This window comes from Paenibacillus sp. J22R160 (assembly GCF_059692135.1).
The window spans coordinates 1-14381 of sequence record NZ_JCAUAU010000030.1 but is presented as its reverse complement, the minus strand read 5'-3'; the positions used below and the strand labels follow the sequence as shown (position 1 = coordinate 14381).

Sequence of the window (14381 nt, the reverse complement as noted above, 5' to 3'; positions counted from 1 at the left end):
GGCAAGTTTTGCGACATCGGCACCTATTGTGCTGTTCGTAATGCCGAGTGCGATGGGAGGTTTTAAAGTTGAACGTAATTTTTATGGGGCCTCCTGGTGCAGGCAAAGGTACGCAAGCTGAAAAGATCGTAAGTGAATTTCAAATCCCTCATATTTCAACTGGAGATGCATTTCGCTTGGCGATGAGCCAAGGAACACCACTTGGTGTTGAAGCCAAAGGATATGTAGATAAGGGGCTTCTTGTTCCTGATGAAATCACGAACGGTATTGTGAGAGAACGTCTTGCTCAACCGGACTGCGATAAAGGTTTCCTGCTTGACGGGTTCCCGAGAACTGTCGCTCAAGCAGATGCTTTGTCTGAAATTGTAGATTCCTTAGGCAAGAAGATTGATGTAGTTATCAATCTTTCCGTTGATCGCAGCTTTTTGCTCGCACGACTAACCGGCCGAAGAATTTGTAAATCCTGTGGCGCTACGTATCATGTAATCTTCAACCCACCAAAGCAAGAAGGCGTATGCGATAAATGTTCAGGTGAGTTGTACCAACGATCTGATGATACGGAAGAGAAAGTCGGAACGCGTTTAGATGAGTACATCAACAAAACCGCTCCGCTGCTGGATTACTACCAAAAGAGGGAATTATTGCGTGAGGTTAACGGGGAACAAGACATTCATGCGGTAACCGAACAAATTAGTTCACTGCTACGAGGTCTAGCGTAATGATCATTTGTAAGTCCGAGGTTGAACTAGACCTAATGCGAGAAGCTGGTCGTATCGTAGCCGAAACGCACCGCTTATTGGCAAGGGCAATTCGTCCGAACATTACAACGAAAGAACTTGATCAGATCGCAGAGGAATACATTCGCAGTCAGGGAGCGATTCCATCTTTCAAAGGCTATAACGGTTTTCCTGGAAGCATATGTGCTTCAGTCAACGAAGAATTAGTTCATGGTATTCCTGGTCCAAGAAAGCTGGTTGAGGGTGATATCATATCTATCGATATCGGCGCTCAGTATAAAGGTTATCATGGAGATTCTGCTTGGACTTATCCTGTCGGCGAAATTTCGGAAACAGCCAGACGTCTGTTAGCTGTGACGGAACAATCGCTGTATCGAGGCATAGCAGAAGCTAAACCGGATGCTAGACTCTACACGTTGTCGCATGCAATCCAAACTTGTATTGAAGACGCAGGCTTCTCCGTGGTTATAGAGTATGTCGGTCACGGTATCGGAACGGATCTTCACGAAGAACCACAAATTCCGAATTACGGTGTTCCTGACAAAGGTCCTCGTCTCAAACCAGGCATGGTCCTAGCCATTGAACCCATGGTGGTCGTTGGCGAGAGATTTGTCCAAACACTCGAAGACGATTGGACTGTCGTCACTGCGGATCGTACATTATGCGCTCATTTTGAACATACGGTTGCTATTACGGCAGCTGGTTATGAAATATTAACCTTGCCTAGATCGTAGGTGATGATGAGTGGATAGGTTGATACCGAAGGTGGGTCAAATCGTAAAGGTGCTTCGCGGCAGAGATCCCGGAGAATATGCGGTCGTGATTGGAATTGTTGATGATCGCTTTGTCTGGCTTGCAGACGGTGTAAATCGTAAATTCGATCAGCCGAAGAAGAAGAACCTGAATCATCTTCAATTACAAGAAACGATTAGTAGTGAAGTGGAGTCAAGCATTAGGGAAACAGGTCGTGTTACTAATGGAAAGTTGCGCTTCGCAATTGCCAAATTCGTTGAACTTATGCAAGATGAAGCACAAGAGAAAGGAGAATGACTGTGGCCAAAGAAGATGTAATTGAAGTAGAAGGTACAGTGATTGAACCTCTTCCGAATGCAATGTTTAAGGTTGAATTGGAAAATGGTCATAAAATCCTAGCCCATGTATCCGGTAAAATCAGAATGCACTTTATCCGCATTTTACCTGGTGACAAGGTTACCGTAGAATTATCGCCTTACGATTTAACGAGAGGCCGTATAACCTACCGTTTTAAATAAATGTTTGGCTTACATGTAAGTTACTCTCTCAAGGCGTATGCTTACGAAGCAAGTTTTCTAACAGAAAACGCAACATGGTTGCTTACGATGATAAGGAGGGCTTAAAAATGAAAGTTAGACCATCGGTTAAACCGATTTGCGAGAAATGCAAAGTTATCCGCCGCAAAGGTAACGTTATGGTAATTTGTGAAACACCTAAGCACAAACAAAAACAAGGTTAAAAGGAGGTGCAATCTGTAGATGGCACGTTTAGCTGGAGTTGACTTACCTCGTGACAAACGAGTAGTAATCGCGTTGACTTACATTTTCGGTATCGGCACTACAACTGCTCAGAAAATCATCGCTTCAACAGGTATTGACGGCAGTACTCGCGTTCGCGACCTGACAGAAGATGAAGTGAGCAAAATCCGTGATGTAATTGACAAAACCCTTAAAGTAGAAGGCGACCTTCGCCGTGAGATTTCCCTAAACATCAAACGTCTAATCGAAATCGGATCCTACCGTGGTCTTCGTCACCGCCGTGGTCTTCCTGTTCGTGGTCAACGTACTAAAACTAACGCTCGTACACGTAAAGGTCCTCGTCGTACAGTAGCTAATAAGAAGAAATAATAAAGGGGGTTAGAGCTAATGGCAAAACCTAAAAAAGTAGTCCGTACGAAACGTCGTGACCGTAAAAATATTGAGTCCGGAGTAGCACACATCCGTTCAACATTTAACAATACGATCGTAACGATCACGGATCCTCATGGCAACGCAATTTCCTGGGCATCTTCAGGAAACCTTGGATTCAAAGGTTCCCGTAAAAGTACTCCTTTTGCGGCACAAATGGCAGCTGAAAAAGCAGCTAAAGCAGCTATGGAGCACGGCTTGAAAACTGTTGAAGTTATGGTTAAAGGTCCAGGCGCTGGCCGCGAAGCAGCAATTCGCTCTTTGCAAGCAGCAGGTCTTGAAGTAAACCTGATTAAAGACGTGACTCCGGTTCCTCACAATGGCTGCCGTCCTCCAAAACGTCGTCGCGTATAATTCAGGATTACTTTGTAGTATAATTATCTTAAAAACGTGAATAATGGTTTGAAGGATAGGCATACTATGAAATTTTGAAGCGAAGTATCCAGAGGGAAACGACGTATTGAATGGAGGGTACATTTCATGATCGAAATCGAAAAGCCAAAAATAGAAACTGTAGCTTTAAGTGAAGACGGCGCTTATGGAAGATTTATCATAGAGCCTTTGGAGCGTGGCTATGGTACAACATTAGGTAACTCACTACGTCGTATCTTACTGTCCTCTTTACCCGGGGCTGCAGTAACCTCTGTCCAAATCGATGGCGTTTTGCATGAGTTTTCAACGATTCCTGGCGTGCTTGAGGATGTAACGGAAATTATCCTTAACCTTAAAGGACTTTCGTTGAAAATTCACTCCGATGAGGAGAAAGTGCTTGAAATTGATGCAGAAGGAGAAGGTAACATTACTGCGGCAGATATTCGCGGTGATAGCGATGTGGAGATTCTTAACCCGGATCTGCATATTGCGACCTTATCTCCGGATGCGCGTCTTCACATGAGGATTCATGCGGGCAGAGGACGCGGTTACGTCCAATCGGACAAAAATAAGCATGAAGAGCAACCAATTGGTGTGATTCCAATTGATTCGATCTACACGCCTATTACCCGAGTAAATTACAGTATCGAGAATACTCGCGTCGGCCAAGTGACGAACTATGATAAGTTGACCCTCGAAGTGTGGACCGATGGAAGTATTCGACCAGAAGAAGCAGTAAGCTTGGGCGCCAAAATCTTAACTGAACATCTGAACTTATTCGTCGGTTTGACGGATGAAGCCAAAGATGCTGAGATTATGGTGGAGAAAGAAGAAGATAAGAAAGAGAAAGTTCTTGAGATGACTATCGAAGAGCTTGATCTATCTGTTCGTTCTTACAACTGCCTCAAGCGTGCAGGGATTAACACCGTACAAGAGCTTATTACCAAAACAGAAGAAGACATGATGAAGGTTCGGAACTTAGGTCGCAAATCGCTTGAAGAAGTTCAAGAAAAGCTCGAAGAGCTTGGTTTGGGTCTTCGTACCGAGGAATAGTCTTGTCAGAAGGAGGTTAATTCAATGAACTACAGGAAGTTGAACCGCGATTCCAGTAATCGTAAAGCATTATTCCGTGATCTGGTTACAGATTTGTTCATACATGAACGCATTCAAACTACAGAAGCAAAAGCAAAAGAAATTCGTTCCATCGCTGAGAAGTTAATCACTCTTGCGAAACGCGGAGATCTTCATGCACGCCGTCAGGTTGCTGCTTTTGTTCGTAGAGAGGCTGCAAACGAAAACCAAGATGCGATTCAAAAACTTTTCTCCGAATTGGCTACTCGTTACTCCGAGCGTCCAGGTGGATACACACGTATCCTTAAACTGGGACCTCGCCGCGGTGACGCAGCACCAATGGTATACCTAGAGCTAGTAGATCGCGCATAAGACGGATGGGAAAGGGTGGACGGAATCATAGATTCTGGTGAAGCCCTTTTTTTGCAGTCTTTTACCTGACCTATAGAAGTAGGAAGGATGACTCATGGACGAACATGCCTTGAGAAATCTACGGTTTACTATAAGTTATGATGGCACAGCATATTCAGGCTTTCAGATTCAACCCAATGCGGATACAATCCAGCAACGGTTAGAACAAGCTGTATATCTGTTGACTGGCGAGCAAGTGAAAGTGGCCTCTTCGGGGCGCACTGACGCGGGTGTTCACGCTAAAGCACAAGTTATTAATTTTACCACGAACTCCAAGATACCTGTGGAACGTTGGTGTTTAGCCCTAAACGCTAGACTACCCAAGGACATCGTCGCCCATACGGCGGAGGAGGTCCCCCCTTCTTTTCACTCCCGCAAAGCCGCGAAGCGCAAGACATACTGTTATACGATTCGTTCGGTGCGCTTCCCTGATGTCTTTCACCGCAATTATGAATACCATCACCCTACGCATTTAAATGTGGAAGCCATGAGAGAGGCGCTCCCTTGTTTGCTAGGAGAGCATGATTTCACTTCGTTTTGCACGGTGAGAACGGATAAGGAAGTGAAGGTGAGAACACTCTACGAGGCTCGTATGGTTCTTGAAACTGATGAACTGACCGGCGAGGGACAGGTTGAGAGGATTCGGATCATTGTGACGGGGAATGGCTTCCTGTACAACATGGTTAGGATCATTGTAGGGACGCTAATTCAAATTGGTGAAGGTAAGAGACCTAGCAGCGATATGCAGCGCATTCTTGAAGCCAGAAACCGTGCTGAAGCAGGCCCTACTGCTGAAGCGATGGGGTTAATGTTGTGGAAAGTTGAGTATTAAAAAACTTTAAACATGACTTGCTTCTTCACTAGGTTTCGTGTAGAATATAACTTGGCGTTTCGTGATCGGCTACCCCACAGCCCCTGATCCGTAACTGCCACAACCATCCATCGATTATGTAAGTTAACTATAATAATTATGTATTTGAGATATATTTTTAGGAGGATTCAGCATGCGCACGACATATATGGCGAAGCCAAATGAAGTAGAGCGTAAATGGTACATCGTTGACGCTGCAGGCCAAACACTTGGCCGTCTTGCAAGTGAAGTTGCTAGCATTATCCGTGGTAAGCACAAACCGGAGTTTACTCCACACGTAGATACTGGTGATTTCGTAGTTGTTATCAATGCTTCCCAAATTAAGCTTACTGGTAAAAAAATGCAAAACAAAATGTACTACCGTCACTCTTTGTACCAAGGTGGTTTGAAAGTGACTTCCGCTCAGGACTTGCTTAACAGCAAACCTGATCGTATGATCGAATTTGCCGTACATGGTATGCTTCCAAAGAACCGTCTTGGCGACAGCATGAAAACAAAGCTTAAAGTATACGGTGGAGCAGAACACCCACATCTAGCACAACAACCAGAAGTTTGGAATCTTCGCGGTTAATATAAGGAGGAACGTTTCGTGGCACAAGTTCAATATTATGGAACGGGTCGTCGTAAACATTCGGTAGCGCGTGTGCGCCTAGTACCGGGTGAAGGACGCATCATTATCAATAAACGTGATCTAGATGAGTATTTCGGTCTAGAAACTTTGAAACTTATCGTTAAACAACCTTTGGCTCTAACAGAAACTGTCGGTAAATACGATGTTTTGGTTCTTGCTAATGGTGGTGGAATCAGCGGACAAGCTGGAGCAATCCGTCACGGTATCTCCCGCGCTTTGTTGAAAGCTGATCCTGAATACCGTGGATCCTTGAAAAAAGCTGGATTCCTAACACGTGATTCCCGTATGAAAGAGCGTAAAAAATATGGATTGAAAGCCGCTCGTCGCGCTCCTCAATTCTCCAAACGTTAAGATCTTGCGCCTTGGCGCTCCAAAGAAACCTTTCTGGCAGTATGCTGGAGAGGTTTTTTTATCTATATATGGGTTTTATCTTTTTCGCTGAAAAGTATTCTCATTTATCTTCAGATTCCAATATGATTTTCGTTTAATCGTACAAATTAAGGAAAGTTAATACCAAAATGATAAAAAGTCATTGACAGGGAAAATAACTCAGCTATAATTGAGTATAAATCATACAATAACACTCGGAATTAATGATGGAGGTAAACTACTGATGAATCTTTTCGAAAAAGAAGCCTTTGTAACAAAAGCTGCTGAAGAATTTGAGAATCAGCCCGCTGAGGCCGTTTTGAAACTAGCTGTTGAAGCTTTCCCAAGGTTAACGCTTGCATGTAGTTTCGGTGCTGAAGATGTTGTACTTGTTGATATGCTTCAAAAGATTAATCCGAATGTAGATATTTTCTATTTGGATACGAATGTTCATTTTCCAGAAACTTATGAAACTAGAGACCGATTAGAGCAGCATTACGGCACAAAATTTGTTCAAGTACTGCCGAAACTTACACTGGAAGAACAAGCTGAGAAGTTTGGTGATGAGCTTTGGAAAAGCGATGCAAATCATTGCTGCAACATTCGTAAAGTTGATCCGCTCACAGATATTCTTAGAAACTACGACGCATGGATTACCGGAATCCGCCGCGATCAAGCCCCAACTCGTGCTAATGCTAAAAAAGTAGAATATGACGTGAAATTTGGTCTTATTAAGTTCAATCCACTGGCAAATTGGACGTCTGAAGATGTCTGGAATTACATTCGTGAGAATAATGTAATATATAATCCGCTACATGACCGTAATTACCCTAGCATCGGCTGCACGCATTGCACACGCCAAGTAGCAGAAGGAGAAGATCCACGCGCAGGTCGTTGGGCAAGTATCGAGAAAACGGAATGCGGACTCCACAAATAAGAATAGCGAAATGATGGGGGGACTGCGTCAATGACGAGGATCAAACCACATGGTGGCGAATTAATTAACCGCTTGGTACCGGCAGAGCAAAGAGAAGAGCTGCTCAAACATGCTGCATCCTTGAAACAAATTCGTGTAAACTCATGGACCATTTCTGACCTTGATCTTATTGCAGTAGGTGCATTTTCCCCTCTATCCGGTTTTCTTGATGAAGCAAATTACAATTCTGTTGTAGAAACTATGCGTTTAGTAGACGGGACGGTTTGGAGTATTCCAATTACATTATCCATCGCTCCTGAAGTTGCAGCCTCCATTACAGTTGGTGATCAAGTTGCGCTTGTTGGCGAAGAAGATGGCGAACCTTATGCCATTATAGACACGACTAGCATCTACAAAGTTGACCAAGTAAATGAAGCTGTTAAAGTTTTTAAAACTGACGATATGGCGCACCCAGGCGTAGATAAGCTGTTCTCGCGATCATCTACTAATATCGGTGGACCGATTCAGTTGCTGAGTAGACCTAAACGGAAGAAATTCGAAGAGTTCTACTTTGACCCTTCAGAAACGCGTCGTATTTTTGCAGAGAAGGGCTGGCGTACGGTTGTTGGTTTCCAAACACGCAATCCGGTTCATCGTGCGCATGAATACATTCAGAAGTCAGCAATGGAGATTGTGGATGCGCTATTTCTCAACCCGCTTGTTGGCGAAACAAAGTCCGATGACATTTCTGCTGATGTTCGTATGAGAAGTTATCTCGTACTGCTTGAGAACTACTATCCGAAGGATCGTACGTTCCTTGGCGTTTACCCGGCTGCTATGCGTTATGCAGGGCCCCGTGAGGCGATTCTACATGCAATAGTGCGTAGAAACTATGGTTGCACTCATTTTATCGTTGGACGCGACCACGCGGGCGTAGGTGACTACTATGGTACTTATGAAGCACAAGAGATTTTCAATAACTTTACGGCGGATGAAATGGGAATCACACCTTTATTCTTTGAGCACAGCTTCTTCTGCACCAAATGTGGTAACATGGCATCTAGTAAAACTTGTCCACATGACAAGTCACACCACCTGCACCTCTCGGGTACAAAGGTACGCGGCCTTCTCAGAGATGGTCAGTGTCCACCTCCAGAGTTTACTCGTTCAGAGGTTGCGCAAGTTTTAATTGAAGGTCTTCGAGACCCTGATTATCACGTGTAGGTAAGGTATATTTGTCCACCCTGTCCCATATAGATGATACAGAGTCTATGGGGAACAGAGGTGGATTTTTTATGCGTAAAAGGAAGAAGCGGTTGGTCATCTGGCTGACTTTTCACAGTAGCCTCAAACTAGCACTTTCGACTTTACTGGTAGCACTCGTGGTTTTTATCTATGCCTATGAGCTTCCGGCGACGAAAACATGGTCAGATTGGACTTTGCCGCTATCGGGTAAAACCATTGCTTTGGATGCGGGTCACGGTGGTCCAGACGGCGGTGCTTCGAGTAAAGAGGGTGTCATTGAGAAAGATATCAATTTAGCCATTACCTTGCAATTGCGTGACTACTTACAGCAAGCAGGGGCGCTCGTTGTAATGACAAGGGAAACAGATACCGATCTTGCCGATCCAGGTACGAAAGGGTACAGCAAGAGAAAAACAGAAGATCTCCACAATCGAGCGGATATGATAAATGAGAAAAATGCAGACATGTTTCTAAGCGTTCATTTGAACAGTATACCTTCTCCCAAGTGGAAAGGCGCACAAACGTTCTACTACACGAACAATCCTAACAACTCCAATCTTGCTACACTAATTCAACTTGAATTAAAGAGAAATTTGGAGAATACGGATCGTATCGCAAAACCTGCTGACAAAACAGTTTACCTATTAAAGACATTAAAGATTCCTAGTGCACTTATAGAAGTAGGTTTCCTTTCTAATCCGGATGAAGCAAGACTACTAGCTGATGAGAAATATCAGAAAATGGTAGCAGCAGCCATTTATCAGGGTGTTCTTAGATTTTATGCTGGTGAGAAAGTGGGATCTGAATCATAATGTGTTATAATAAAGGCCACTAATATAATTACGATCTCTTAAAAAAGGTGAGTGGCTATGATAAATAAAGAGCAGCTATTAGAAGCTTTAAAACCTCTGCAAGAGCCTCGATATAACAAAAGTGTTGTCGAGCTGAACTTAGTTCGGGATATTTTAATAAAAGAAGAGAGTGTCTCGCTAAGTTTGATTGTTGCATCAGAAGATGAAGCCTACAGAGAAACAGCGAAGACCTTTGTTCGTGAAGCTATAGAAAAGCTAGGAGCAGCACAAGTTCATATTCGCTTTAGAATGATGACAGACTATGAGCGAAATCAGATTGAAGAGCTGTATAAACCAACCTCCAGTGCCTCTGAAGCACCCAAGGAGCCTAAACCCGTACAACCTCCTATTGATCAACCCATATTGGGTGAAGCATCCAAGGTGCAATTTATCGCGGTAGCAAGTGGTAAAGGTGGTGTAGGTAAGTCGACAGTGACCGTTAATTTAGCTGTTGCCTTGGCCCGCCAAGGGAAAATGGTAGGTATCATCGATGCAGATATTTACGGCTTCAGCATCCCAGATATGATGGGCATTGAAGAACAGCCTAAGATTGTCGATAATGTCATCATGCCGGTAGAGAAATTCGGTGTCAAAGTTATTTCTATGGGGTTCTTTGTTCAAGATAATGCACCAGTTATTTGGCGTGGGCCGATGCTTGGGAAGATGCTGCGTAACTTCTTTAACGAAGTGAACTGGGGAGATGTAGAATATATCCTTCTTGATCTTCCTCCTGGTACAGGAGACGTTGCGCTTGATGTGCATCAGCTAATTCCTCAAAGTAAAGAAGTAATCGTTACTACACCACATGCGACAGCTGCTTTTGTAGCGGCTAGAGCGGGCGCAATGGCGATTCAAACAAACCATGAGGTACTTGGGGTTGTTGAGAATATGTCCTACTATGAGTGCAAAGATTGCGGCAGCAAGGATTTCGTATTTGGAAAAGGTGGAGGGGCTAGACTGGCAGATGATCTGCACAGTGAATTGTTAGCTCAGATTCCTCTAGGAGCTCCTGATAATCACATCTCAGAAATTGATTATTCACCATCGGTTTATAAACAAGACTCTAAGACTGGTCAGATCTATCTGGATATGGCCGCGAATATCATTGCAAAATTAGAAAAGTAATAAAAAGGGCTTGCGGAGAATTTCCTCCGTTAGCCCTTTTTCGTATCCTACTGCGAATCGGATGAACCGGAATCCTTTTTCTTCTTATCCGAATCTTCAGAATCGCTCTTCTCATCTTTTTGTTTCTCGTCTCCACTACCCTTATCCTTACCGCCTCCGCCACTGTCATCTTTCTTTTTAGCTTCTTTTGCCGTAGGCATCTCATCAGGTTTGCTCTGTTGAGCAATAGCAGATTTAAGCAAATCAACCATATGTGCACGGAATAGAGGGCTCTGAATCGATTCTTCCATCACGGTCATCATTTGCTGGCGATAGGCTGCCGTTTTCATGATATCGAGAGTCATTTTCTCGTAGTCAGGATTTTTCATCACATCGACAAGTGATGTTTGATATTCTGGATCTTTTAGCAGCTCTTTAAACATTTGTTTCGTATCTTTTTGAATAGCTTTTGCAAAATCTCCTGCAAATTTCGGATCTTTCATCATATCTGTGAGAAACATGTTATTCTCTTTTGCGGTAAGTACATCTTTGACAGCCATTTGCAATTGTAAGGATTCGTTGGCTGAGAGCAGCTTGATTTGAGACTGACCGGCTATGCCTGTCGTGCCTACATCACCATTCATTATACTGCGATTGGCCGCACTAATTGCTTTTTTACCGTCTTCTGACTTTAGAATATCAAGGATCATTGTCTTTTGTTCTTTATACGTACCTGCTTGTGATTGACCCTGCGATGATTTATCAGACCCACACGAAGAAAGAAGTAAAGCGATAGTAATGAGCGGCAGGACCATCATCGGGCTTAACCTTCTTATTATCATGAGAAAAAGCTCCCTTCCCTAGCTAAGTAATGTTAGTATGCGTGGTTAAGGATAGATTATAAGGGCAAATCATTGGCTTTTTATCTCAATCGTTGGTACAATTAACAATTAGAGTCTATGATGGAGGGAATGCACGTGACGCTTCGCAAATGGTTTCATTTATTTTGGACAACACTATTATTAGGAATGATTGTATCTATAGGAATCGGGCTAATTCTACAATTTTCCGATAAAGAATTTTCTGTGATGGGGTTGTCAGCCGTAGGCTTTAATGTGGTAAATATGCTGCTTGGGGGAGCGACGATTAGTGTCTTAAGTCAAATGGGATTTTTCGCCTATTTGATTGTCAGATTTATTGCCGCCGGGATTATTAAATCCAAGACAGTGTGGGATCTTTTACAACTAACGATAGTCATTGTTGTGTTGATCGACCTTGTATATCTCAGAATGACGAATTTTGAAGGAAATGGTTCCGTATTAAGTTACTCCGTTTTGCCCTTGATCATACTGATTATTTCGTTGGGAGTTGCTTACTGGAAAGTTAAGATGACGAATCGGAACGCCTTTATTCCAACTTTATTCTTTATGTGCGCTGTATCAGTCCTTGAAGCTGTTCCCGCGCTAAAATTAGACAATGCTGCTTCGAGCTTTTTTATGTTAGCTCCACTAATGGTTTGTAATGCATGGCAAATTCTGATTTTACATAAAATATTAGATACAAAAAGAGCTAATTAAATTAGCTCTTTTTTAGTAGGGGTTAATTGAGTTGTTTCATCGTTCTGTCTTCGACAGGGGTTGTTTGTACTTCGGTTTGCTTTATTAGTCCGCTAACCGTGACGAATTCATAACCTTTGGCTCGCAATTGATCAATAATAACGGGTAGGGCCTCGTGAGTTTGTTGGGATGAATCACTGGCATGCAGTAAAACAATATCTCCGGGATGCGCCTTTGTTATAACACGATTTATAATCGTATCCACACCCTTGTTGAGCCAATCCTGGGAATCTGTATCCCATTGAATAACGGAATAACCTAAGTCATTGGCGATTCGGAGCACGCGTTTGTCGAAATCCCCGTTAGGCATGCGGATCAGATTGGGCTCTTTTCCGATTAATTCCGTCAATATACCATGCGCTGTCGTAATTTGTTTACGTATTTCTTCATCGCTAAGTGTGCTGTAATTATCGTGTTTATTACCGTGACTACCAATTTCGAAGCCATCTTTTTTGATTTGCTCAACGATCTCAGGATGACTTTTACTCCAAGGCGAAGAGAGGAAGAAAGTTGCGTCTTTTATCCCTTTATCCTTAAGAATGTTCAGAATAGGCTCTGCTCGCTTCTCTCCCCAGGAAATATCGAAGGTTAGCGCAATAACCTTTTTCTCTGTCTGCACACTGTAAATCGCTGAAGGCTCAGCATTAGAAAAAACAGAGATGTTGCTTTGCTCCGAATAGACAATAGCTGCTGCGAATACGATGGCAAGAGCAATAAATACATATTGTTTAAATTTCTTAGCATTTAGTACGAAAAAATAGTTCATTTACAGCCTGTACCTCCTTATGCCTTACAAACGGTAAGGCTTGTATACTCTTTGATAAATAATGTATGCTCGTACACAGTACTTATGCTTCCGAAATTGGAGGAAAATCAGAAATGACATTTAAACCATTGTTGCAGCATTTTAAAGAAATGAAGCACTATTTTATCGTCGTAGTTTTAGTGTTTGGCGTTAGTTTTTACTTGGGGTGGGCAAACTCTGATCAATTTTCATTCTTTTTAAAAGGTCAGTTAGAAGGGCTTAAGTCGATAAGTCAATCCCTCAGTAATAAAGATAATCCACAAATGTGGTTTTTCTTTATCATATTCCTGAATAATGCCATAAAATCTGTGGCCATTATTTTTCTTGGGCTTCCATTAGGTGTGCTGCCGCTCTTCATGTTAGTTGCAAATGGAATGATTCTAGGCTATGTACTCTCTCTTCAAACGCATGAAAGCACCTTGTCTATTGTACTCAAAGGTATTCTTCCGCATGGAATCATCGAAATACCGGTTATTCTGTTAGCCTGCGCTTATGGGCTTAAGTTAGGTATGTTAGTTTGGAAAAGTGCAGCGCAAATTTTTGTGCCTGTTCCAAATAGAACAGCAAGTTCAGAACTTAAAAAAGTACTAACCTTAACCAAACCTCTTATTGTTGCAATTGTTGTACTTTTGTTACTCGCGGCAATCATTGAGAGCACGCTCACCTACTGGTTGGTGCATTTGTAAAAATTTTTCAGAAACCTTGTCATAAAAATGGCAAAATCTGAGCATAACAGTAAAGCAGTAGGGTGGCGGGCAAACGAAGGTTTTAGGTGGCTGCTTCTTTCGATTCTACTGTTAGTGCCATTAATCTCTACAGTCGAGAGGGGTTTGGATGGATGTATGCTCGGATTCTTGTTCAATGATCGGGAATGCAGAGAATTAGATTATGTACTGCGTAAAGAGTTAGATGAAATGCTGTTTGATTTGAATGACAAAAGAATCGATCAAGAAATTAAAGGGGCAATAGAATCCAGATATAAAGTTATCTTCAGGATGTATGCTCGCTTAGCGACTCCCAAAGAAATTTCGAAATATGCAAGAAACCGCAACTACCAAGCTCAAAAAAAATAGGGGGTACGTTCTTGACTTACCCTCTCCTTATGTGTTATTTTATAACTCGCCCCTTGAAAACAAGGACAAGCAAGTCGGCCTGAAAATGACTCGAAATGTTATTGAAAAAAAGACTTGCAATGTTTTGGGCGAATGTGGTATATTTAAAAAGTCGCCGCTAAACAGAGGGCGAAGATAAAAGGAAGAAATTGATCTTTGAAAACTGAACAACGAGTGAGTAAGCACGAACGAGAAATCGTTCAAAAATAGAGATTATTTTAATCTCGCTAGCAAGTCAATGAGTACAATTAAGCTTTCTACTATGGAGAGTTTGATCCTGGCTCAGGACGAACGCTGGCGGCGTGCCTAATACATGCAAGTCGAGCGGAG

At 42.7% G+C, this 14381-nt stretch carries 21 protein-coding genes and 1 rRNA gene; 20 read left to right on the top strand and 2 right to left on the bottom strand.

The window, feature by feature from the left end; all coding sequences use genetic code 11:
* Nucleotides 1-68 precede the first annotated feature (68 nt).
* The 16 genes from AC58UW_RS31225 to salA all read left to right on the top strand — a co-directional run bounded on the left by AC58UW_RS31225 (nt 69) and on the right by salA (nt 10539).
* On the top strand, nt 69-719 hold the full coding sequence (locus AC58UW_RS31225) for an adenylate kinase (protein ID WP_497424432.1): 651 nt from the start codon (nt 69-71) through the stop codon (nt 717-719).
* Nucleotides 719-1471, top strand: a complete 753-nt coding sequence (map, locus tag AC58UW_RS31220; protein WP_497424431.1) for a type I methionyl aminopeptidase — start codon at nt 719-721, stop codon at nt 1469-1471. The genes AC58UW_RS31225 and map overlap by 1 nt, the downstream gene beginning before the upstream one ends.
* Nucleotides 1472-1481: 10 nt before the next feature.
* Nucleotides 1482-1787 (top strand): hypothetical protein, encoded by a 306-nt coding sequence (locus AC58UW_RS31215; protein WP_497424430.1) that lies wholly within the window; start codon nt 1482-1484, stop codon nt 1785-1787.
* Nucleotides 1788-1789: 2 nt separating this feature from the next.
* On the top strand, nt 1790-2008 hold the full coding sequence (gene infA / locus AC58UW_RS31210) for a translation initiation factor IF-1 (RefSeq protein WP_009676800.1): 219 nt from the start codon (nt 1790-1792) through the stop codon (nt 2006-2008).
* A 107-nt stretch (nt 2009-2115) separates the two neighbouring features.
* Nucleotides 2116-2229 (top strand): 50S ribosomal protein L36, encoded by a 114-nt coding sequence (gene rpmJ / locus AC58UW_RS31205; protein ID WP_145669517.1) that lies wholly within the window; start codon nt 2116-2118, stop codon nt 2227-2229.
* A 19-nt stretch (nt 2230-2248) separates the two neighbouring features.
* Nucleotides 2249-2617, top strand: a complete 369-nt coding sequence (rpsM, locus tag AC58UW_RS31200) for a 30S ribosomal protein S13 (RefSeq protein ID WP_145669519.1) — start codon at nt 2249-2251, stop codon at nt 2615-2617.
* A gap of 18 nt (nt 2618-2635) precedes the next feature.
* Entirely contained in the window at nt 2636-3031 is a 396-nt protein-coding gene (rpsK, locus tag AC58UW_RS31195; protein WP_028557470.1) for a 30S ribosomal protein S11, read from the top strand.
* A gap of 126 nt (nt 3032-3157) precedes the next feature.
* Entirely contained in the window at nt 3158-4102 is a 945-nt protein-coding gene (locus AC58UW_RS31190) for a DNA-directed RNA polymerase subunit alpha (protein WP_029196443.1), read from the top strand.
* A 24-nt stretch (nt 4103-4126) separates the two neighbouring features.
* On the top strand, nt 4127-4492 hold the full coding sequence (rplQ, locus tag AC58UW_RS31185) for a 50S ribosomal protein L17 (protein ID WP_163953683.1): 366 nt from the start codon (nt 4127-4129) through the stop codon (nt 4490-4492).
* A 109-nt stretch (nt 4493-4601) separates the two neighbouring features.
* Nucleotides 4602-5363, top strand: a complete 762-nt coding sequence (gene truA, locus AC58UW_RS31180; RefSeq protein ID WP_497424456.1) for a tRNA pseudouridine(38-40) synthase TruA — start codon at nt 4602-4604, stop codon at nt 5361-5363.
* 172 nt (nt 5364-5535) lie between these two features.
* Nucleotides 5536-5973 (top strand): 50S ribosomal protein L13, encoded by a 438-nt coding sequence (gene rplM / locus AC58UW_RS31175; RefSeq protein ID WP_315955985.1) that lies wholly within the window; start codon nt 5536-5538, stop codon nt 5971-5973.
* Between the two features lie 18 nt (nt 5974-5991).
* Entirely contained in the window at nt 5992-6384 is a 393-nt protein-coding gene (gene rpsI / locus AC58UW_RS31170) for a 30S ribosomal protein S9 (RefSeq protein ID WP_090826682.1), read from the top strand.
* Nucleotides 6385-6646: 262 nt separating this feature from the next.
* The gene (locus AC58UW_RS31165) at nt 6647-7339 is read left to right on the top strand and encodes a phosphoadenylyl-sulfate reductase (protein ID WP_497424429.1); all 693 of its coding nucleotides are present in this window, start codon (nt 6647-6649) and stop codon (nt 7337-7339) included.
* 30 nt (nt 7340-7369) lie between these two features.
* Entirely contained in the window at nt 7370-8542 is a 1173-nt protein-coding gene (gene sat / locus AC58UW_RS31160) for a sulfate adenylyltransferase (RefSeq protein WP_497424428.1), read from the top strand.
* A gap of 71 nt (nt 8543-8613) precedes the next feature.
* Nucleotides 8614-9375 carry an N-acetylmuramoyl-L-alanine amidase CwlD gene (gene cwlD, locus AC58UW_RS31155; RefSeq protein WP_497424427.1) on the top strand — a complete coding sequence of 254 codons (762 nt, stop codon included), beginning with the start codon at nt 8614-8616 and terminating at the stop codon, nt 9373-9375.
* Nucleotides 9376-9432: 57 nt separating this feature from the next.
* Entirely contained in the window at nt 9433-10539 is a 1107-nt protein-coding gene (gene salA / locus AC58UW_RS31150; protein WP_497424426.1) for an iron-sulfur carrier protein/transcriptional regulator SalA, read from the top strand.
* A gap of 47 nt (nt 10540-10586) precedes the next feature.
* Here salA and gerD read toward each other — a convergent pair whose 3' ends face one another.
* Nucleotides 10587-11360: a spore germination lipoprotein GerD gene (gene gerD, locus AC58UW_RS31145; RefSeq protein ID WP_497424425.1), complete on the bottom strand. Its 774-nt coding sequence runs from the start codon at nt 11358-11360 to the stop codon at nt 10587-10589.
* Between the two features lie 135 nt (nt 11361-11495).
* On the opposite strand from gerD, the gene AC58UW_RS31140 reads away from it, so the two are divergent.
* Nucleotides 11496-12095 (top strand): KinB-signaling pathway activation protein, encoded by a 600-nt coding sequence (locus AC58UW_RS31140; protein ID WP_497424424.1) that lies wholly within the window; start codon nt 11496-11498, stop codon nt 12093-12095.
* Nucleotides 12096-12117: 22 nt separating this feature from the next.
* On the opposite strand, the gene pdaB is transcribed toward AC58UW_RS31140, so the two are convergent.
* Entirely contained in the window at nt 12118-12900 is a 783-nt protein-coding gene (gene pdaB / locus AC58UW_RS31135; RefSeq protein ID WP_497424423.1) for a polysaccharide deacetylase family sporulation protein PdaB, read from the bottom strand.
* A 113-nt stretch (nt 12901-13013) separates the two neighbouring features.
* Between pdaB and AC58UW_RS31130 the strand changes: the two genes are divergently transcribed.
* From AC58UW_RS31130 to AC58UW_RS31120, 3 genes are all read left to right on the top strand, one after another.
* Complete coding sequence (locus tag AC58UW_RS31130) at nt 13014-13625, top strand: stage II sporulation protein M (RefSeq protein ID WP_497424422.1); 612 nt, start codon at nt 13014-13016, stop codon at nt 13623-13625.
* A gap of 156 nt (nt 13626-13781) precedes the next feature.
* Nucleotides 13782-14012, top strand: a complete 231-nt coding sequence (locus tag AC58UW_RS31125) for a hypothetical protein (RefSeq protein ID WP_090826664.1) — start codon at nt 13782-13784, stop codon at nt 14010-14012.
* A 298-nt stretch (nt 14013-14310) separates the two neighbouring features.
* A 16S ribosomal RNA gene (locus tag AC58UW_RS31120) occupies nt 14311-14381 on the top strand; the annotation flags it as partial.